Source organism: Pseudomonas sp. SLFW (assembly GCF_009905615.1).
Lineage (GTDB): Bacteria > Pseudomonadota > Gammaproteobacteria > Pseudomonadales > Pseudomonadaceae > Aquipseudomonas > Aquipseudomonas bambusae.
This window is the reverse complement of record NZ_JAAAKW010000034.1, coordinates 18,986-38,088: the sequence shown is the minus strand read 5'-3', so window position 1 is coordinate 38,088 and position 19,103 is coordinate 18,986. Positions and strand designations below refer to the sequence as shown.

Here is a 19,103-nt window from a genome sequence, read left to right as displayed (position 1 = left end):
CGCGGCATCCATGCCGCTCGACCCACTCCGCGCCGCCTGCGTTCGGCCTGCACCCAAGTCGCGTTCGGCGGTGTCTGATCTTCCGTGTTCGAAGAGCAACGGCATCAGGCTGGAGCTAACGCTCTTCGCAGGTTTGCAGATTTTTGTGACGCACTTGAATTTCCCTGTGGGAGCGAATTTATTCGCGAAAAATGGTCGGGCGACAGAGATGCATCGTCGTCCTCCCGATTCGCGAATGAATTCGCTCCCACAGGTCGAGGCCTGTGCTTGCCTACGCGTCGACTGCTTCATCCCAGAAAAAAGACTTCGCTGTAGGACATTTCCGAAATGCGACGCGAACGTACGTTCAGCGGTCGCTCTGCCCTGTATTAGTGCGGCAAATAGGGTAGGCTACGCGCCATTTTGCAGGTCTGGCCCTCATAAGGGGCCATGGCATGCGGCGGGTCTGTCTCAGAAGGATGGGCCGCATTTCCCTCGACCCTTTGGGAAATCCTCTTCTTAATTCCGATTCAGCAGTGTGGTTTCTTTGATGAAAGTGTTGAAAGGTCAGGACATCCTGGCACTGGGTTTCATGACGTTTGCGTTGTTCGTGGGCGCTGGCAATATCATTTTCCCCCCTATCGTTGGCTTGCAGGCCGGTCCTCATGTGTGGATGGCGGCACTGGGCTTTCTCGTCACGGCTGTCGGCCTGCCAGTGGTCACGGTGATTGCGCTGGCCAAGGTGGGCGGCGCGATGGATGCGCTGAGCAGTCCCATCGGCAAAGTGGCCGGGACGATTCTGGCGGCGGTCTGTTATCTGTCGGTGGGTCCTTTGTTCGCCACCCCGCGCACCGCGACGGTGTCGTTCGAAGTGGGGCTGGCGCCGTTGACCGGCGAAAGCCCGCTGGCGCTCTTCCTTTATAGCCTCGTGTATTTCCTGCTGGTGTTCTGGGTCTCGCTGTACCCCGGCCGTTTGCTGGACACCGTCGGACGTTTTCTGGCGCCGTTGAAAATCATCGCCCTGGCCGTGCTGGGCATCGCTGCGTTCGCCTTGCCTGCGGGTGAGGTCGGGACGGCACAGCCTGCGTATGTGGCGGCGCCGTTCTCCCAGGGGTTCATCAATGGTTACCTGACCATGGACACCCTAGGTGCGCTGGTCTTTGGCATCGTCATCGTCAACGCGATCCGCTCCCGTGGCGTCGAATCGCCACGGCTGATCACCCGCTACGCGATCATCGCGGGGTTGATCGCCGGGGTAGGGCTGGCGCTGGTGTACATCAGCCTGTTTCGTCTGGGCTCCGGCAGTCATGCCGTCGCCGCGACGGCCACCAACGGCGCCGCGGTGCTCCACGCTTACGTTCAGCACACCTTCGGTTCGCTGGGCAGTGGTTTCCTGGCGGTACTGATTTCGCTGGCCTGTCTGGTCACGGCGGTGGGGCTGACCTGTGCCTGCGCCGAGTATTTCAGCCGCGTGTTGCCGCTGTCTTACAAAACCCTGGTGATCCTGCTGGCCGCGTTCTCGCTGCTCGTGTCGAACCTCGGCCTGACCAAACTGATCCAGTTCTCCATCCCGGTTCTCACGGCGATCTATCCACCGTGCATCGCACTGGTAGCCTTGAGCTTCTGCAAGGATTTCTGGCAGGCGCAGGGGCGTGTCGTTGCGCCGGTGATGTTGGTGTCGTTGTTGTTCGGGATGATCGATGCGATCAAGGGGTCGGGACTGGGTGAATACCTGCCTGACGCGGTGGCGCATCTGCCGTTGAGCGAGCAGGGGTTGGCGTGGTTGATTCCATCGCTGATCACGTTGTTCGGTGCGTTCGTGATCGATCGTGTGCTCGGCAAGCGCAGCGAAGCGCTGGCGTAAAGGGTAGGGCGGCACAGGCGCAGAGCCGCCGGGTTGCCCACTTTCTCGAAATAAAAATAAAGCCCGCTAAATGCGGGCTTTATTTTTTGGAAACTTTGGAACTTACGGCTTAGTTGGTGCAGGCGTTTGCTGGTTGGTCTCTTTGGCGCGCTCTTGAGCGGCTTCGGCATTCTTCTGCGCAGCTTCCTGACTTTCTTTGGCGGCGTCGTTCACTTTGTCCTGAGCCTTCTGCATCGACTCTTGAGACTGCTGGGCTGCCTTGTTGGCATCCTGTTGTTTGTCCTCGGATTTTTTGTCGCAGGCGGCGAGGCCCAAGGTGGCAGAAAGCATGAGGGCAATGGCTAAAGTCTTACGCATGGGGTGTTTCTCCTTATTGAATATCCACGAGCCTTCGAACGCACGCTTATAACGTTAGTTCCATAATTGAGTGGGATTAATGGGTGCCTGTTTCAGCCACGTTACGGCGCGTCTACACCACGCGGGTTAATCGTTTTTGCTGCGTTATTCCCGGCGCTTCACACAGAAACCCATTCACTCATGACACATGAAGATTGTGATTCCCTGCCTCACAGGCTCTTGAAATCCCCCACCCAGCCCCCACCTTGATGACAACCCGTCGTCCAGCCCCGGCAGATGCTCTGGACGGCCACCCCTATTTGTATGGACTGATTGGAGTTTGATGACCATGAGTGTGGAAACTCAAAAGGAAACCCTGGGCTTCCAGACCGAGGTGAAGCAGCTGCTGCACCTCATGATCCATTCGTTGTACTCGAACAAGGAGATCTTCCTCCGCGAGCTGATTTCCAACGCCTCCGACGCCGTGGACAAGCTGCGCTTCGAAGCGCTGTCCAGTCCGGAGTTGCTGGAAGGTGGCGCCGAGCTGAAAATCCGTGTGAGCTTCGACAAGGACGCGCAAACCGTCACCCTCGAAGACAACGGCATCGGCATGAACCGCGACGATGTGATCACCCACCTGGGCACCATCGCCAAATCCGGCACTGCTGATTTCATGAAGAACCTCACCGGCGATCAGAAGAAGGACTCGCACCTGATCGGTCAGTTCGGCGTGGGCTTCTATTCGGCCTTCATCGTCGCCGACAAGGTGGACGTGTACAGCCGTCGTGCCGGCACACCTGCCAGCGAAGGCGTGCACTGGTCGTCGAAAGGCGAGGGCGACTTTGAAGTGGCCACCGTCGAGAAGGCCGATCGTGGCACCCGTATCGTGCTGCACCTCAAGGCCGCCGAAAACGAATTCGCCGACGGCTATCGTCTGCGCAACATCATCAAGAAGTACTCCGACCACATCGCCCTGCCGATCGAATTGCCGAAAGAGCAGAACGCCGTGGAAGGCGAGCCTGCGCCAGCGGAAGAATGGGAAACCGTCAACCGCGCCAGCGCCCTGTGGACCCGTCCTCGCACCGAGGTGAAGGACGAGGAATACCAGGAGTTCTACAAGCACATCGCCCACGACTTCGAGAACCCGCTGAGCTGGAGCCACAACAAGGTCGAAGGCAAGCTTGAGTACAACTCGCTGCTGTACGTCCCGGCCCGTGCGCCCTTCGACCTGTATCAGCGTGAAGCGCCGCGTGGTCTGAAGTTGTACGTGCAGCGCGTGTTCGTCATGGATCAGGCCGAGTCGTTCCTGCCGCTGTACCTGCGCTTCATCAAGGGTGTGGTGGACTCCAACGACCTGTCGCTGAACGTGTCTCGCGAAATACTGCAGAAAGACCCGATCATCGATTCGATGAAGTCCGCACTGACCAAGCGCGTGCTGGACATGCTGGAAAAACTGGCGAAGAACCAGCCGGAAGAATACAAAGGCTTCTGGAAAAACTTTGGTCAGGTGATGAAAGAAGGCCCGGCCGAAGACTTCGCCAACAAAGAGAAGATCGCCGGCCTGCTGCGTTTCGCCGCGACCTCCGACGAGACTGGCGAGCAGAGCGTGTCGCTGGCTGACTATCTGGCGCGCGCCAAGGAAGGTCAGGACAAGATCTATTACCTCACTGGCGAAAGCTATGCGCAGGTCAAGAACAGCCCGCACCTGGAAGTCTTCCGCAAGAAAGGCATCGAAGTGCTGCTGCTGACCGACCGCATCGACGAGTGGCTGATGAGCTACCTGAGCGACTTCGACGGCAAGGGTTTTGTCGACGTCGCCCGTGGCGATCTGGACCTGGGCAAGCTGGACTCGGAAGAGGACAAGAAGGCTCAGGAAGAAGTCGCCAAGGACAAGGAAGGTTTGATCGAGCGCCTGAAAGCCGCTTTGGGTGATGCCGTCAGCGAGGTGCGCGTTTCTCACCGCCTGACCGATTCGCCTGCGATTCTGGCCATCGGCGAGCAGGACCTTGGCCTGCAGATGCGCCAGATCCTGGAAGCCAGCGGCCAGAAAGTGCCGGACTCCAAGCCAATCTTCGAATTCAACCCGACTCATCCATTGATCGGCAAGCTGGACAACGAACAGAGCGAAGACCGCTTCAGCGAGTTGTCGCACATCCTGTTCGATCAGGCTGCGCTGGCGGCGGGTGACAGCTTGAAAGACCCGGCGGCGTACGTGCGCCGTTTGAACAAGCTGTTGGTCGAGCTTTCGGTATAACGTCGAAACCCGTCAAAACCCGCTTCGGCGGGTTTTGTCATTTGATTCCCCCACATTCTCAAAAGCAGGAGTCAGCAATGAGCAACGTTACTGTGCAGTCCGTGGTGTATCAGATTGACGGCCAGAATTACGAAAGTCGTCTGGTGTTCAGCGAGGGCGCAACAGCGGCTCCGGGTTTGGTCATGGCGCCAAACTGGATGGGCATCAGCGAAGACGCCGAGCAGATCGCCAAGCAAGTGGCCAGCAAGGGTTATGTGGTGTTGTTGGCTGACCTGTACGGGCAGGGCGTGCGTCCGACCAATGCCGATCAGGCTATCGCCGCGATGGGACCGCTGAAGACTGATCGCACGCTGTTGAACAAGCGCATGCAGGCCGCGTTGGATCAATTGACCGCTCAATCCACGGCTGCCGTGGACACGGGCCGTCTGGCGACCTTCGGCTTCTGCTTCGGCGGTTGCTGTGCGCTGGAACTGGCGCGCACTGGCGCTCCGTTGAAGGCTGCGGTGTCGTTCCACGGCACGCTGGACACCACCAACCCGGCCGATGCCAAGAACATCAAAGGCAAAGTGCTGGTGCTGCACGGCGCGTCCGACCCATTGGTGCCGAAAGAGCAGTTGCCTGCCTTCGAAGCGGAAATGAATGCGGCCAACGTCGACTGGCAATTGCTGAGTTACGGCGGCGCGTTCCACTCGTTCACCGATCCGCACGCTAACAACCCGGGCGTCCAGATGTACAACCCGACCGTGTCGAAGCGCGCGTTTACCGCGATGCACAACCTGCTGGATGAAGTCTTCCAACAGCAGCCTTAAGCTTCAAGCTGCAAGTCAGATGCGCGCCGCTCCGACTTGCAGCTTGCAGCTTGCAGCTCCCTTTATCTGCCCTTGGGAAGCTCGATCCGCGCCACTTCCCCTGGCACGGTTGGCCAATCTCCCGCTGCCCATTTCGCCCGCGCCTGATCGATCAACGCCGGGTCGCTGGCGATGAAGTTCCAGTTCATTCGCCGTGGCCCATCCAGTGGCGCGCCGCCGATCAGCACAGCGTGAGATTCACTGTTCGCGCACAGGGTCGGCTCGGTCCCGGGCTCCAGCACCACCAGCGTGTGAGGCGCCACCGGTTCGCCGTCCAGCGCCATGTCCCCTTCAATCACGTACAACGCCCGCTGCTCATGTTCGGCCGGGATCAGCACGGTCGTGGCCGTCTGCATGGTCAGCTCGGCATACAGCGTCGGTGACAGTACGGGGACGGGCGAGGTCAGGCAGAAACCGTTGCCCGCAATTATCCGAATCGCGATCCCCATGCCGTCGCTGACGGGCAGGCTATCGGCGGGATGATGGCTGTAATGGCCGGCACCCTGCTCATGTTCTTTGGGCGAGGCGAGCCAGACTTGCAGCCCGTGCAGGCGTGAGCCGCTGTCGTGCAGCGCCCGCGGGGTGCGTTCGATGTGGGCGATGGCGCGACCTGCCGTCATCCAGCTGACATCGCCGGGCTTCACGTGTTGATCGCTGCCAAGGCTGTCCTTGTGATGAACCTCGCCCTCGAAGAGGTAAGTCAGGGTCGACAAGCCAATGTGAGGGTGCTGGCGGATGTCCATGCCGGTGCCGGGCGCGTAGGTCGTTTCCAGCATGTGATCAAAAAACACGAAGGGGCCGACGCTGCGGCATTGCGCAGAGGGCAGGGGGCGGAGGATTGGCTGGCCTTCGACGTCTTCTGCGCGGGGTGTGATGGTCAACATGTCAGGGCTCTCGATGAACGTGGCAACAGAGTACGCAGCATAAACCGTGGCGTCTGGATCGTCTGTGCTTCGGCAGAAGCGCTTGCGCATGAAAAAGGCGCCTCGAAAGGCGCCTTGTTCACATGCGGGGAACGGCTCGAATCACTTGCCGGTCCAGCGCTTCATCACCAGCGTAGCGTTGGTGCCGCCGAAGCCGAAGCTGTTGCTCATGACCAGGTTCAGCTCCGTGTTTTCAAGGGTCTTGGTCAGGATCGGCAGGTCAGCTACCGCCGGGTCCAGCTCGTCGATGTTTGCCGAGCCGGCCATGAAGTTGCCTTCCATCATCAGCATGCAGTAGATCGCTTCGTGAACGCCTGCGGCGCCCAGGGAGTGACCCGACAGGCTCTTGGTGGAGCTGATGGCCGGCGCGTCGGTGCCGAACACTTCACGCACGCCTTTCATTTCCGCGACGTCGCCGACCGGAGTCGAGGTGCCGTGGGTGTTCAGGTAGTCGATCTTGCCGTGAACAGTGGCCAGCGCTTGCTGCATGCAGCGGATGGCGCCTTCGCCGCTTGGGGCGACCATGTCGTAGCCGTCGGAGGTCGCGCCGTAACCGACCAGTTCCGCGTAGATTTTCGCGCCGCGAGCCAGAGCGTGCTCCAGCTCCTCGACCACGACCATGCCGCCACCGCCCGCGATCACAAAACCGTCACGGTCTGCATCGTAGGCGCGGGAGGACTTTTCAGGGCTTTCATTGCGCTTGGTCGACAGGGCGCCCATGGCGTCGAACAGGAACGATTGGCTCCAGTGTTCTTCTTCACCACCACCGGCGAAAACGACATCCTGTTTGCCCAGCTGGATCTGCTCCATGGCAGCGCCAATGCAATGCGCGCTGGTGGCGCAGGCGGAAGCGATGGAGTAGTTCAGGCCCTTGATCTTGAACGGCGTCGCCAGGCAGGCCGAAACGGTGCTGCTCATGGTGCGGGTCACGCGGTACGGACCGACGCGCTTGACGCCTTTTTCGCGCAGGATGTCCAGCGCTTCCATCTGGTTCAGGGTCGAAGCGCCACCGGAACCGGCGATCAGGCCGGTGCGCGGGTTGGACACTTGCTCTTCGTTCAGACCGGAGTCCTTGATCGCGTCCTGCATCGCCAGATAGGCGTAGCCGGCAGCGTGGCCGACGAAGCGGACGACCTTGCGGTCGATCAGTCGCTCAAGGTTTTTATCGACCGACACCGGCTCTTCGCCTGGCACGTTCAGATCGACGGAACCGGACACCTGGCTGCGCAGGCCCATTTCGGCATATTCCGGGTTGAAACGGATGCCAGGGCGGCTTGCACGCAGGTTGGCGGAAACGGTGTCTTTGTCATTGCCCAAGCAGGAAACAATGCCCAGACCAGTGATAACGACGCGGCGCATGCGAATACCCTTAGAAATTGTCAGTGGAGGTGAACACGCCGACCCGAAGGCCTTCGGCTGTGTAGATTTCGCGGCCGTCGACACTGACCGAACCGTCGGCGATGGCCAGGTTCAGCTTGCCTTTGAGGACGCGCTTGATGTGAATGTTGTAGGTGACCTTTTTGGCGGTCGGCAGGACCTGGCCGAAGAATTTCACTTCGCCAGAGCCCAGTGCACGGCCGCGGCCCGGCAGGCCTTGCCAGCCCAGGAAGAAACCGACCAGTTGCCACATGGCGTCGAGGCCCAGGCAGCCTGGCATCACCGGATCGCCTTCGAAGTGACAGCCGAAGAACCACAAGTCTGGAGTGATATCCAGTTCGGCGACCAATTCACCTTTGCCGAACTTGCCGCCTTCTTCACTGATATGAACGATGCGGTCCATCATCAGCATGTTAGGGGCGGGCAGTTGCGCGTTACCTGGGCCGAACAGCTCACCGCGACTGCAGCGCAGCAAGTCTTCCCGGGTAAAGGCGTTTTGTTTGGTCATGCGAGCTCCTCGATAATCCTGTGCGGCAGGGTGTGGCAGTTCTTACCCAATCTGGCCATGAGGGTTGATCCCCCGCTGGCAGCCTACTCATAGACTATTGCGTTGTGGTGAAAGTCACAGCACAGGCGAAATGAATGTACACCTGTGCACTGAAATTGTCCGTCCGTGCGTTGTCTCGGGTCGATCACGGCACACAAGACTGCCGCAATTTATCATTTATCGCCAGTCGCAGATGGCTTAATGGTCAGCCAGCGCTGTAAAACCTGCTGTAAATCAGCACGTTTGAAGGGTTTAGCCAGGTAATCGTTCATACCGGATTGCAGGCAAATGTCCCGATCGCCGTGCCGGGCATTGGCGGTCAGCGCGATGATGGGCAGCGTGTCGAGGCCCGGAAGTTCGCGAATCCGTCGTGTCGCTTCATAGCCGTCCATCACGGGCAGGCGGCAATCCATCAGGATCAGCGCATATTTTTCCTTACTGGCCATGCTGACCGCTTCGGCGCCATCCCCGGCCACACTCACCTCCAGGCCCAGGCTGCGCAACATGGCTTCGACCACGGTGCGATTGACCGGGTTGTCTTCGACCAGCAGGACGCAGCCGTCGCGTTCCGCAGGCAAGTCGCCCACGGTGCCAGCCAGCGGGGGTGGCTCTTCCTGATGCACCCGCTGCAACGGAATTTGCAGGGTAAACACCGAGCCGATGCCTTCGCTGCTTTCGGCCTCCAGCGACCCGCCCATGCGCTCGGCCAGGTTTCGCGCGATGGGCAGACCCAGGCCGGTGCCGCCGTAGCGTCGGGAGATCGAGTTGTCGGCTTGCTGAAAAGCATCGAACATCGATTCCAGCAATTGCGCTGAAATACCGATGCCACTATCACGCACGGCGCAGGTAAAGAGGATGTGCTGGGTGTCCTGCTCGTGCCATGAGGTCTCGATCCGCACGCTGCCAAATTCGGTGAATTTCAGGGCGTTGCCGATCAGGTTCACCAGAATCTGCCGGATACGGGTGGGGTCGCCCTTGACCCGTAACAGATCAAGCCCCGACGACAAGTCGAGCTCCAGTGCCAGTCCTCGCTGTTGGGCGTTGTGGGCAAACGCCTGCACCGAGGTGGCGATCAGATCGGCGAGACCGAAGGAAATGTTCTCCAATTCCAGGGCATCACGTTCGAAGCGAGAGAAATCGAGGATGTCATTGATGACCCGCAGCAGGTGCTCCGTGGACTCGGTGGCGAGGGAGGCGTATTCGGCCTGCTCCTCGGTCATCCTGGTGGTTTCCATCAGTTGCAGCATGCCCAACACACCATTCATGGGGGTGCGCAGTTCGTGGCTCATCATGGCCAGAAATTCCGATTTCGCACTGTTGGCCCGCTCGGCTTCTTCCCGGGTGCGGATCAACTCGTCCATGGCTTTTTTCTGTTCGCGGCTGGCCTTTTCCAGCCCCAGCGCCAGATTGTTGATGTGTCGCGCCAGATCGCCCAGTTCGGCGTCATCCGCCACCGGCAACGGCGCGGTGTAGTCGCCATGCTGAATGGCTTTTACGGCGTCGCTCATGGCACTGATTGGCTGGGACAGGCTCAGTGACAGGCGTCGCGCCAAGATGTAGGTAAACAGCAGGGCGAACAGCGCGAGGATGCCGGCTTTCAGAAGGATTTCCTGCTCGCGTACGTTAAACGCATCGCTGGACATGCCCACCAGTACGCGGCCGAGGTAATCCTCGACGGGGACGCTGGTGAGGTCTTCGGCATCGTCGAGGCGATCGCTTTCGTTCTTGATCCGCTGCAACCGGATAGGCGCCTGAAAGACTTCAATCTGCTGGGCGTGAAGGGTCTCGGTCGCCTGCTCCACGTGCACCAGCACCTTCCCGGCGCTGTCCTGAACTTCGAGAAAGCGCACATGGGGCGTATTCATGGTGGCTTTCATCAGGCTTTCGAGCACGTCATCGTTGCCCACGATCACGCCGTACTCGGACGCTGGGGCAAGCTGATTGGCAATCAACTGCCCGGTGTGGGTCAGCTCCTGTCGCAAGTCCTGAATACGAACCACGGTAAAGAAGCTGATCAGCAGCAGGGTCAGCAGCAGGGCAGGGCCGAGGCTGAGAATCTGCGTGCGGGTGCTGATGTTCCAGCCACGTTGCGAGGTCACGGCCGGACTCCTGTGGTCATGCGTGTCGCCATCGAATGTTCGGAGCCGGGATCGGGAAATGGGGTGGGGTCATGGGCTGATCTCATCGGAAAGCGCCCTAACAATAGCTCATCGGCGCCGCAGTGGAATTTTCATCCGGTGCGCGCATCTTAAACGAGCCGTAGGCGATTTCCTCATAAAGAGTAGGGCATCGGCTTATGTGATGCGCCGTGGTGTTTTGCCGCTGGTGGCCGACACCGCGCTCCGTATAATGCTGGCATCGCCAGATTCGATGGCTCTAGATGGATGCTTTTATGACCCAACAGCAACCGATCGCAGTTCTGGGTGGCGGCAGCTTCGGGACGGCGGTGGCCAATCTGCTGGCCGGGAACGGTCACCGGGTTCTGCAGTGGATGCGTGACCCTGAGCAGGCCGATGCGATTCGCGTCAATCGCGAGAACCCGCGCTACCTCAAAGGCATCAAGGTGCTCGACGCGGTGGAGCCGGTGACGGACCTCAAGAGCGTGCTGAGCGCCTGCCAGTTGGTGTTCGTGGCGTTGCCTTCCAGCGCCTTGCGCAGCGTGTTGACGCCTCACGTCGAGTTGCTGACCGGCAAGATGCTGGTCAGCCTGACCAAGGGCATCGAGGCGCAGACCTTCAAATTGATGAGCGAAATCCTCGAAGACATCGCGCCGAAGTCGCGGATTGGCGTGCTGTCCGGGCCGAACCTCGCCCGCGAGATCGCCGAGCATGCGCTGACCGCCACGGTGGTCGCCAGTGAAGACGAAGACCTCTGCCAGCAGGTTCAGGCCGCATTGCACGGCCGCACCTTCCGTGTCTACGCGAGCGCCGACCGTTTTGGCGTGGAACTGGGCGGGGCGCTGAAAAACGTCTACGCGATCATTTCCGGCATGGCGGTCGCACTTGGCATGGGTGAAAACACCAAAAGCATGTTGATCACCCGCGCGCTGGCCGAGATGACCCGGTTTGCCGTCAGCCAGGGGGCCAACCCGATGACCTTCCTGGGGCTGGCGGGGGTCGGTGACCTGATCGTGACGTGCTCGTCGCCGAAAAGTCGCAATTATCAGGTGGGTTTCGCGCTCGGGCAGGGCTTGAGCCTTGATGAGGCCGTGACCCGTCTGGGCGAGGTGGCCGAGGGCGTGAACACGCTGAAAGTGCTCAAGGCCAAGGCGCAGGAGGTGCAGGTGTACATGCCGCTGGTCGCCGGTCTGCATGCGATTCTCTTTGAAGGGCGCACGCTGGAGCAGGTCATCGAACTGCTGATGCGCGCCGAACCCAAGACCGACGTCGATTTCATTTCGACCAGCGGTTTCAACTGATTCAACGGCCTTTCGCTTCTGGCCCCGTGGAGAACACCTTGAACGAATCCAAATTCAAGCAACACGAATCGATCCTGCTGCGCATCCTCTGGATGGTAGTGTTTCTGGTGGTGTGGCAAGTCGCTGAGCTGGTGCTCGCCGTCGTGGTGCTGGTGCAGTTGGCTTACCGCCTGTTTTACGGAGCGCCAAGCCTGAGCTTGATGTCGTTTGGCGACAGCCTGAGCCAGTTTCTGGCGCAGATCGGCCGCTTTGGCACGTTCCACACCGACCAGAAACCCTGGCCGTTTGCTGACTGGCCCGCGCCCCGTGCGCCCGAAGGCGAAGCGCCGCACACCGTGCCTGCAGCCAGCCATCCAGTGCGAGACGAGGAACCCAAGCTATGAATCTGTGGATTCTGCGTCACGGCGAGGCCCAGTCCCGGGCGCGCACGGATGCCGAACGCGAATTGACCGCCAACGGCCGTGAAGAAGTCCTGACCAGCGCCGCGCATTTATTGGGTCAACCGCTACGCTGGATCATCGCCAGCCCTTATGTCCGCGCTCAGCAGACGGCCGAGCTGGTGCGTCAGGCGTTGGGCTTCACTGACGCCGTGGTGACCGTGCCGTGGTTGACGCCGGACAGCGACCCGCGCAAGGTTTTGGAAAATCTGGATCTGTACGCGTCGGACGACGTGCTGCTGGTCAGTCATCAGCCCCTGGTGGGATCGTTGATTGGTCTGGCGGTGCACGGCAATCTGCAGCAGGCCGAGCCGATGCATACCGCCAGTGTTGCTCAGTTGGACGGGGATTTTCCGTTGGCCGGGGCGATGAGCCTGCTGGGTGTTCGGCATCCGGGGTGATCCCAGAATAGTGCTGACGGCGGATGATTCTGTGGGAGCGAATTCATTCGCGAGGCGGTAGTACATTCGATACATTTCTGTCGGATGTATGACCGCATCGCGAATGAATTCGCTCCCACAGGTATTGCGCCTGTCGAAACCTAGTGGTGCGCTTCAATACCGCCTCAAGTAATAAGGAAATATCATGAGCCTATGGCGTGAAACCCCTAACCTCGACGCCCTCAATGCCATGCAGAAAAACACCATTGGTGAGGTGCTGGACATCCGTTTCGAGGCGTTCGACGATCATTCCCTGACGGCCAGCATGGCGGTCGATCATCGCACGCATCAGCCCTATGGCCTGCTTCATGGCGGCGCGTCGGTGGTGTTGGCGGAAACCGTCGGCTCTTCGGCGAGCTACCTGGCCATCGACACGAGCAAATATTACTGCGTCGGCATCGAGGTCAACGCCAACCACCTCCGTGGCCTGCGCAGTGGTCGTGTGACCGCCGTGGCCCACCCGGTGCACATCGGGCGCATGACCCATGTCTGGGACATCCGCCTGACCAGTGACGACGGCAAGGCCAGCTGCATCTCCCGGCTGACCGTCGCGGTCGTGCCCCTCGGCGAACAGCCGCCCGCGCGCTGAATCCCGCGTCGTTGACCGGACTGTCATCACCGATGGCACTTCCGGTCATTGCTGTGACGGCAAGCCGGTGCGCACAATTGCCCCCTGATCAAGGTTCACGGGATGCGCGGGCATGGCCCAACACGTTTTTTTCGCTCACGCCAATGGCTTTCCTTCGGCCACGTACGGCAAATTGTTCGCCGCGCTGGGGGATGACTATGAAATCACCCATCTGGCGCAGCATGCCCACGACCCGCGTTTTCCGGTGACCGACAACTGGACGACGTTGGTGGATGAGCTGATTCACCATTTGCAGGCGCAGTCGCAACCGGTCTGGGGCGTGGGGCATTCCCTCGGCGGCGTGTTGCACTACCACGCGGCCTTGCGCCATCCCGAGCTGTATCGCGGGGTGGTGATGCTTGATTCGCCGGTGCTCACGCGCTTCGACCAATGGATGATTCGAGCCGCCAAACGCTTCGGTTTCATCGACCGCATCACCCCGGCCGGCCGCACGCTGGGGCGTCGTGAAGTGTTCAACGACCTCGACGCCGCCCGCCATTATTTCTCGGGCAAGACGCTGTTTCGTCGGTTCGATCCCGAGTGTTTCGAGGCCTACCTGCTTCATGGCCTGCAACCCCATGGCGAACAATTGCGGCTGCGTTTCGACCCGGCCATCGAGATGAGCATTTACCGCAGCGTGCCTCACACCAGCCCCGGCATCGCCCGGCATTTGCGGGTGCCGCTGGCGATGGTGCGCGGCGAGCAGAGCGACGTGGTGCGCCGTCACCATGCGTTGTCGGTGAAAAGCATGCGCGAAGGGGAGTATCTTTCGGTGCCCGGCGGGCATATGTTTCCGCTGGAACACCCCGAGGACACCGCGCAGATGCTCAAGAGCCTGTTTTCCCGCTGGGATGCCCGCGCACAATCCGCCCTTGACGTGGCCTCTCGTCAACGGGCCCACGCATGACCTGTTCTGTCGAAGAAGTCCGTCTGAGCCTGCCGCACATCGAACTGGCGGCGCACCTGTTCGGCCCGCAGGACGGCGAGCCGGTTATCGCGCTGCACGGCTGGCTGGACAACGCCAACAGCTTCGCCCGTCTGGCGCCAAAGCTTAAAGGCCTGCGCATTCTGGCGCTGGACATGGCGGGCCATGGCCACTCCGATCATCGTCCGGCCGGCGCCGGTTATGGCCTGCCGGATTACGCCCACGATGTGTTGCAGGTCGCGCAGCAGATGGGCTGGGACACTTTCTCGCTGATGGGACATTCGTTGGGCGCCATCGTCTCGGTGATCGTCGCGGGCTCTCTGCCGGACCGGGTCAACCGACTGGCGCTGATCGACGGGCTGATCCCGCCACTGGGCGAACCCGAGGCCGCAGCCGAGCGCATGGGCGCGGCATTGCAGGCGCAGCTGACGCAATCGAGCAAGCGCAAACCGGTCTACGCCGAGATGGACCGGGCCGTCGAAGCGCGAATGAAAGGCGCAGTGGCAGTCACTCGCGAAGCCGCCGAACTGTTGGCGCAACGTGGCTTGATGCCGGTGCCCGGGGGGTATACCTGGCGCAGCGACAGCCGCCTGACCCTGGCGTCGCCGATCCGTCTGACACGTGCGCAAGCATTGTCTTTCGTCAACGCCATCCGCTGTCCTGCGCAGTTGATCGTGGCCGAAGAGGGAATCCTCGCGCAAAACAAAACCTTGCTCGAAAGCGTGCCTTTCGAGGTGACTGTGCTGCCCGGTGGCCACCATCTGCACCTCAATGACGACAAGGGCGCGACCTCTGTTGCAGACTGTTTCAATCGGTTCTTCGCCGTTTCTTGACTTGCGACCCGCAACTGCCGAGGCTGGGCGGGTTGAAACAGGAGACTGCACGATGGACCACCGCTCACGCTCGACCCGTTCACCTTTCCCACCGCCGCACGCCTGTGCGGCGTTCGTTTGTCTTTCGATTCACCTGCGATGAGAACCCCTATGCGTCTATCCCGTGCGCTGGGGTTGCTGTTATGCCTGAGCGGTCCTGTGACGATGGCCCACGCTGCCGATGTCGCGGGCGGTCAGGACTTTCCGAATCTGCCTCGCCCGACCGATGCCGAGATCGTCGATTACAAACCGGCGTCCGAGCTGGAGCGTGTCTTCCCCATGGGGTCGATTCGCAAGATCAGCGGCCAATTGCGTTTCGACGGGCAGGTCGCTGCGCGCGGGACGACCACCTCCGTCACCTATCAACTCCCCGCCGAGCGTTCTGCCGACGAGGCGTTCACGGAAGCCCGTGAGGCGCTGCAAAAACAGGGGGCTCAGTTGCTCTTCTGGTGTCAGGCGCGGGACTGCGGCGAAAGCAGCCTGTGGGCCAATGAAGTGTTCGGCAATGCCCGACTGTACGGCGCGGACAATGGCCAGGCTTATCTGCTGTTGCGCCTTAAGCCGGACAGCGACACCCTCGTCGCGCTGTACAGCATCACCCGGGGCAATCGCCGGGCCATGCTCCATGTCGAAGAATTTCAGGCCGGTGCGCCATTGGGCGAGTTGCTGCCGACCTCCGCGACATTGCTGCGCGAACTGAAAAGCTCCGGCGACCTCGAATTGCCGATGCTCAACGATGCGCCGAAGGAGCCGTGGATCACCTTGCTGTCCAGAGGCCTGAACCTGGACAGCACGTTGCGTGTGACGATTTCCGGCCCCGAAGGCGAGGCCTGGCGCGAAGCCTTGGTCGGCAAGGGCGTACGGGCGGCGCGTCTGGAGGCTGGCAATAAAGCGACTCAGGGGCTGACCCTCGAACTCATCCGCTGAAGCGCGTTCTACACCCAGGCATGACGCCATGACGAGGCGGGCCGAGAGGTTCGCCGTTATGCTCTGGTCTGCGGACTTCTTTTCTATGGACTGAACCCATGCTCAATAATGATCGCCTGTTGGTGCAGATCCTGCTGCTGGCGCTGCTCGGCGCCTGCCTGTGGGTGATGGCGCCGTTCTGGTCGGCGCTGTTCTGGGGCGCGGTGCTGGCGTTTGCCAGTTGGCCGCTGATGCGTCTGCTGACCCGTGTGCTCACGGGGCGCGAGTCGCTGGCGGCAGCCATCTTGACCCTCGGCTGGATGCTGTTGGTGGCCGCGCCGCTGGTGTGGCTGGGGTTTAACCTCGCCGATCACGTGCGCGACGCGACGGTGTTCATCAAGGATGTGCAGGTCGACGGGTTGCCCGATCCGCCGACGTGGCTGGTCAGCGTCCCGTTCGTGGGGGAACGGCTGGTCGGTTACTGGAACACCATCGATCAGCAGGGCGCGGCGCTCTTGGCGAGCATCAAGCCGTATCTGGGGCAGGTCGGCAATTGGCTGCTGGCCCGCAGTGCGCAGATCGGCGGCGGCATACTTGAACTGACGCTGAGTATTGTCTTCGTGTTCTTTTTCTACCGCGACGGCCCGCGATTGGCGGCGTTCGTGTTGAGCCTGCTGGAGCGGCTGATCGGCGACAAGGCGCAGTATTATGTCGATCTGGTGGCGGGCACGGTGCAGCGGGTGGTCAACGGGGTGATCGGCACGGCAGCGGCCCAGGCGATTCTGGCGTTGATCGGCTTCCTCATCGCAGGTGTGCCGGGGGCGTTGGTGCTGGGGATCGGCACGTTCTTGCTGAGCCTTGTGCCGATGGGGCCACCACTGATCTGGATTCCCGCCACCGCCTGGCTGGCATGGAAGGGCGAATACGGAATGGCGATTTTCCTTGGGCTGTGGGGCACGTTCATCGTCAGTGGCGTGGATAACGTGCTCAAGCCGTACTTGATCAGCCGAGGCGGCAACCTGCCGTTGGTGATCGTGCTTCTGGGCGTGTTCGGCGGCTTGCTGGCGTTCGGCTTCATCGGCCTGTTCATCGGTCCGACCTTGTTGGCCGTGGCGTATAGCCTGTTGCTGGATTGGGTGGCGGACAGCCGGTCTCGCCAGTTGCCCAAGTAAGGTGCTGAGGTTTCAGCGAAACCGCCGCCGGGCTTGGGTCTGGCGGTAGTGATCGGGCATTTTCCGAGGCGGCGGGCCAGGCGACATATCTCCATCGGCTGGTCCATTTTTCGCGAATGAATTCGCTCCTACAGGGGATAACTATCGCCTTCGAAATTCAAATCCGCGGCAGATCGACGACAGCCGTCAGCCCACCGCCGGGAGTTTCTTCGAGGCGCAGATCACCGCCCATGCGTCGGGCGGCTTCGCGGGCGATGGTCATGCCGATGCCGACCCCGCCGGAGTTGCGGTTGCGCGAGCCTTCGACGCGGTAGAACGGCTCGAACACGGCTTCGCGCAGGTTTTCCGGAATGCCCGGCCCTTGATCGACGACCCGGACCCGCAGCCGTTCGCTGGAATCCTCGATCACCACCCGCGCATGGCCGGCGTAGCGCAAGGCATTGTCGATCAGGTTGTGCAGGCACGAGCGCAGGGCCATCGGTTGGGACTTCAGCGGCTTGCAAGTGCCGCTCGCCTCGACATCATCGCCATTGTCCTGCGCGTTTTCGGTCAACGATTCGATCAGCGCCTGCACGTCGAAATATTGCAGGGCCTCGCTGGTGCGTTGTTCGTTGAGGTAGGTCAGCGTCGCATCGAGCATGGCGATCATGTCGTTCAGGTCCTGGGTCATCTGACCGTGCAGCTTCGGCTCTTCGATCTGCTCGACCCGCAATTTCAGCCGCGCCAAGGGGGTGCGTAAATCGTGGGACACCGCGGCCAGCATGCGGCCCCGTTGCTGCACCTGATCGCGAATCCGCTCCTGCATCAGATTGAACGTGGCAGCCGCCTGCCGGGCTTCGCGGGGACCAGTGATGGTCAGCGGCGGGCTGTCGAGGTTTTCGCTCAGGCGTTCGGCGGCGTCGCTGATGCGCTGCACCGGCCGACTCAGGGCCTTGGCGCCGAACCACGCGGCAATCACCAGCGTCACCAGTTGAAAAAACAGCGGAATCAGCGGAATGCCCAGAAACGGTGGGCGTCCCGGAGGGGGCGGCGGCGGGCGCAGGGCGTTAAGGGCCGAGGACAATTCGCTGCTTTCCCCGGACGGTTCGGCAGGGTGGGCGTTCTGATAGGCCGACGGCGGGGGCGGCATGGCCGGACCGTAATGGTGAAACCAGATGAACGCCAACAGGTGCGCGAGGATGATCGCCAGCACCGCGCCACCGAACAGCCGGGCGAAGAGGGTGTCAGCCGAGCGGATCAACCAATCTCCCTGGCGTCGAACATATAGCCTTCGCCGCGTACGGTCTTGATCAGTTGCGGGGATTTCGGGTCGTCGCCGAGCTTCTGCCGCAGACGCGACACCAACAAATCGATGCTGCGATCAAACGCTTCGATGGAGCGGCCACGGGCAGCATCCAGCAGTTGCTCGCGATTGAGCACCCGACGCGGACGTTCAAGAAACACGCGCAGCAGGCGGAATTCGGCGTTGGACAGCGGCACCACAAGGCCATCAGGGGCCGTCAGTTGGCGCAGGACGCTGTTCAGGCGCCAGTTGTCGAAGCGCAACGTGGTGCGCTCTTCAGTGCGGTCGTCCCGGACGCGGCGCAGGATGGTCTGGATACGCGCGACCAGTTCCCGGGGCTCGAACGGCTTGGCCATGTAGTCGTCGGCGCCCAGTTCCAGGCCGATGATGCGGTCGGTGGGTTCGCAACGGGCGGTCAGCATCAGGATCGGAATGTCCGACGAACCGCGCAGCCAGCGGCAGAGGGACAGGCCATCTTCACCGGGAAGCATCAGGTCAAGGACCACAACGTCGTAGGTTTCTTCAGCCAGCGCCTGACGCATGGCGTTGCCGTCGGTGACACCGGTGCTCTGGATGTTGAAGCGGGCGAGGTAGTCGCACAGCAGCTCGCGGATTGGCACGTCGTCATCGACGATCAGGGCGCGAGTGTTCCAGCGCCGCTCTTCAGCCGGTGCAGTGGCGGTGTTGCTGTCAGGGGTCGTGTGCATGTTGCTGCCGCCATGTGATGCCGCCGGGAAGGGCCGCGAAATGAGGAACGACGCTGCCATGCTACTTCGCAGGCGAGCGGGGCGGAAGGGTGAGCGGCTGAGGTGTCGGCGGGTTGTCGTGAATGTATCAGGAAAGCTACAAGCGGTTGTGATGGGGGAGCGTCACGCCAATCCTCTTTTAGCCGCCC

At 61.2% G+C, this 19,103-nt stretch carries 17 protein-coding genes and 2 pseudogenes; 11 read left to right on the top strand and 8 right to left on the bottom strand.

Going from position 1 to position 19,103, the window contains the following annotated elements; genetic code table 11:
• Positions 1-529: 529 nt before the first annotated feature.
• On the top strand, positions 530-1,843 hold the full coding sequence (gene brnQ / locus GVN17_RS28445; RefSeq protein WP_166598598.1) for a branched-chain amino acid transport system II carrier protein: 1,314 nt from the start codon (positions 530-532) through the stop codon (positions 1,841-1,843).
• A 102-nt stretch (positions 1,844-1,945) separates the two neighbouring features.
• Here brnQ and GVN17_RS28440 read toward each other — a convergent pair whose 3' ends face one another.
• The gene (locus tag GVN17_RS28440; protein ID WP_166598597.1) at positions 1,946-2,200 is read right to left on the bottom strand and encodes a hypothetical protein; all 255 of its coding nucleotides are present in this window, start codon (positions 2,198-2,200) and stop codon (positions 1,946-1,948) included.
• Between the two features lie 328 nt (positions 2,201-2,528).
• On the opposite strand from GVN17_RS28440, the gene htpG reads away from it, so the two are divergent.
• Positions 2,529-4,433, top strand: coding sequence for a molecular chaperone HtpG (gene htpG / locus GVN17_RS28435; RefSeq protein WP_166598596.1), 1,905 nt, complete (start codon positions 2,529-2,531; stop codon positions 4,431-4,433).
• 77 nt (positions 4,434-4,510) lie between these two features.
• The gene (locus tag GVN17_RS28430) at positions 4,511-5,242 is read left to right on the top strand and encodes a dienelactone hydrolase family protein (RefSeq protein ID WP_166598595.1); all 732 of its coding nucleotides are present in this window, start codon (positions 4,511-4,513) and stop codon (positions 5,240-5,242) included.
• 62 nt (positions 5,243-5,304) lie between these two features.
• Here GVN17_RS28430 and GVN17_RS28425 read toward each other — a convergent pair whose 3' ends face one another.
• The 5 genes and pseudogenes from GVN17_RS28425 to GVN17_RS28410 all read right to left on the bottom strand — a co-directional run.
• Positions 5,305-6,165, bottom strand: a complete 861-nt coding sequence (locus tag GVN17_RS28425; RefSeq protein ID WP_218576446.1) for a pirin family protein — start codon at positions 6,163-6,165, stop codon at positions 5,305-5,307.
• A 141-nt stretch (positions 6,166-6,306) separates the two neighbouring features.
• Entirely contained in the window at positions 6,307-7,563 is a 1,257-nt protein-coding gene (gene fabB, locus GVN17_RS28420) for a beta-ketoacyl-ACP synthase I (protein WP_166598594.1), read from the bottom strand.
• A 10-nt stretch (positions 7,564-7,573) separates the two neighbouring features.
• On the bottom strand, positions 7,574-8,089 hold the full coding sequence (gene fabA, locus GVN17_RS28415; protein WP_166598593.1) for a 3-hydroxyacyl-[acyl-carrier-protein] dehydratase FabA: 516 nt from the start codon (positions 8,087-8,089) through the stop codon (positions 7,574-7,576).
• Between the two features lie 212 nt (positions 8,090-8,301).
• Positions 8,302-8,685 (bottom strand): annotated as a pseudogene (locus GVN17_RS30130) (response regulator); the annotation flags it as partial.
• 65 nt (positions 8,686-8,750) lie between these two features.
• Positions 8,751-10,227: pseudogene (locus tag GVN17_RS28410) on the bottom strand (ATP-binding protein); the annotation flags it as partial.
• A gap of 293 nt (positions 10,228-10,520) precedes the next feature.
• Here GVN17_RS28410 and GVN17_RS28405 point away from each other — a divergent pair.
• The 8 genes from GVN17_RS28405 (at position 10,521) to GVN17_RS28370 (ending at position 16,926) form a co-directional block, all read left to right on the top strand.
• The gene (locus GVN17_RS28405; RefSeq protein WP_166598591.1) at positions 10,521-11,546 is read left to right on the top strand and encodes an NAD(P)H-dependent glycerol-3-phosphate dehydrogenase; all 1,026 of its coding nucleotides are present in this window, start codon (positions 10,521-10,523) and stop codon (positions 11,544-11,546) included.
• A 38-nt stretch (positions 11,547-11,584) separates the two neighbouring features.
• Entirely contained in the window at positions 11,585-11,929 is a 345-nt protein-coding gene (locus tag GVN17_RS28400; RefSeq protein ID WP_166598590.1) for a DUF4389 domain-containing protein, read from the top strand.
• The gene (gene sixA, locus GVN17_RS28395) at positions 11,926-12,384 is read left to right on the top strand and encodes a phosphohistidine phosphatase SixA (RefSeq protein ID WP_166598589.1); all 459 of its coding nucleotides are present in this window, start codon (positions 11,926-11,928) and stop codon (positions 12,382-12,384) included. The genes GVN17_RS28400 and sixA overlap by 4 nt, the downstream gene beginning before the upstream one ends.
• A gap of 184 nt (positions 12,385-12,568) precedes the next feature.
• Positions 12,569-13,012 carry a hotdog fold thioesterase gene (locus GVN17_RS28390; RefSeq protein ID WP_166598588.1) on the top strand — a complete coding sequence of 148 codons (444 nt, stop codon included), beginning with the start codon at positions 12,569-12,571 and terminating at the stop codon, positions 13,010-13,012.
• A gap of 112 nt (positions 13,013-13,124) precedes the next feature.
• Positions 13,125-13,958 carry an alpha/beta fold hydrolase gene (locus GVN17_RS28385; protein ID WP_166598587.1) on the top strand — a complete coding sequence of 278 codons (834 nt, stop codon included), beginning with the start codon at positions 13,125-13,127 and terminating at the stop codon, positions 13,956-13,958.
• Positions 13,955-14,809, top strand: a complete 855-nt coding sequence (locus tag GVN17_RS28380) for an alpha/beta fold hydrolase (RefSeq protein WP_166598586.1) — start codon at positions 13,955-13,957, stop codon at positions 14,807-14,809. Before GVN17_RS28385 ends, GVN17_RS28380 begins: the two co-directional genes overlap by 4 nt.
• 150 nt (positions 14,810-14,959) lie before the next feature.
• Positions 14,960-15,775: a DUF4892 domain-containing protein gene (locus tag GVN17_RS28375; protein ID WP_178115769.1), complete on the top strand. Its 816-nt coding sequence runs from the start codon at positions 14,960-14,962 to the stop codon at positions 15,773-15,775.
• Between the two features lie 98 nt (positions 15,776-15,873).
• Positions 15,874-16,926, top strand: coding sequence for an AI-2E family transporter (locus GVN17_RS28370; RefSeq protein WP_166598584.1), 1,053 nt, complete (start codon positions 15,874-15,876; stop codon positions 16,924-16,926).
• A gap of 157 nt (positions 16,927-17,083) precedes the next feature.
• On the opposite strand, the gene GVN17_RS28365 is transcribed toward GVN17_RS28370, so the two are convergent.
• Both GVN17_RS28365 and GVN17_RS28360 read right to left on the bottom strand, forming a co-directional pair.
• Positions 17,084-18,166 (bottom strand): HAMP domain-containing sensor histidine kinase, encoded by a 1,083-nt coding sequence (locus GVN17_RS28365; RefSeq protein WP_166598583.1) that lies wholly within the window; start codon positions 18,164-18,166, stop codon positions 17,084-17,086.
• On the bottom strand, positions 18,163-18,915 hold the full coding sequence (locus GVN17_RS28360) for a response regulator (RefSeq protein ID WP_166598582.1): 753 nt from the start codon (positions 18,913-18,915) through the stop codon (positions 18,163-18,165). Before GVN17_RS28360 ends, GVN17_RS28365 begins: the two co-directional genes overlap by 4 nt.
• Positions 18,916-19,103 lie beyond the last annotated feature (188 nt).

Excerpts from the sequence above, each read along its gene's own strand:
- brnQ (WP_166598598.1), top strand. The coding sequence starts at position 530 with ATGAAAGTGTTGAAAGGTCAGGACATCCTGGCACTGGGTTTCATGACG.
- GVN17_RS28440 (WP_166598597.1), bottom strand. The coding sequence starts at position 2,200 with ATGCGTAAGACTTTAGCCATTGCCCTCATGCTTTCTGCCACCTTGGGC.
- htpG (WP_166598596.1), top strand. The coding sequence starts at position 2,529 with ATGAGTGTGGAAACTCAAAAGGAAACCCTGGGCTTCCAGACCGAGGTG.
- GVN17_RS28430 (WP_166598595.1), top strand. The coding sequence starts at position 4,511 with ATGAGCAACGTTACTGTGCAGTCCGTGGTGTATCAGATTGACGGCCAG.
- GVN17_RS28425 (WP_218576446.1), bottom strand. The coding sequence starts at position 6,165 with ATGTTGACCATCACACCCCGCGCAGAAGACGTCGAAGGCCAGCCAATC.
- fabB (WP_166598594.1), bottom strand. The coding sequence starts at position 7,563 with ATGCGCCGCGTCGTTATCACTGGTCTGGGCATTGTTTCCTGCTTGGGC.
- fabA (WP_166598593.1), bottom strand. The coding sequence starts at position 8,089 with ATGACCAAACAAAACGCCTTTACCCGGGAAGACTTGCTGCGCTGCAGT.
- GVN17_RS28405 (WP_166598591.1), top strand. The coding sequence starts at position 10,521 with ATGACCCAACAGCAACCGATCGCAGTTCTGGGTGGCGGCAGCTTCGGG.
- sixA (WP_166598589.1), top strand. The coding sequence starts at position 11,926 with ATGAATCTGTGGATTCTGCGTCACGGCGAGGCCCAGTCCCGGGCGCGC.
- GVN17_RS28390 (WP_166598588.1), top strand. The coding sequence starts at position 12,569 with ATGAGCCTATGGCGTGAAACCCCTAACCTCGACGCCCTCAATGCCATG.
- GVN17_RS28385 (WP_166598587.1), top strand. The coding sequence starts at position 13,125 with ATGGCCCAACACGTTTTTTTCGCTCACGCCAATGGCTTTCCTTCGGCC.
- GVN17_RS28380 (WP_166598586.1), top strand. The coding sequence starts at position 13,955 with ATGACCTGTTCTGTCGAAGAAGTCCGTCTGAGCCTGCCGCACATCGAA.
- GVN17_RS28375 (WP_178115769.1), top strand. The coding sequence starts at position 14,960 with ATGCGTCTATCCCGTGCGCTGGGGTTGCTGTTATGCCTGAGCGGTCCT.
- GVN17_RS28370 (WP_166598584.1), top strand. The coding sequence starts at position 15,874 with ATGCTCAATAATGATCGCCTGTTGGTGCAGATCCTGCTGCTGGCGCTG.
- GVN17_RS28360 (WP_166598582.1), bottom strand. The coding sequence starts at position 18,915 with ATGCACACGACCCCTGACAGCAACACCGCCACTGCACCGGCTGAAGAG.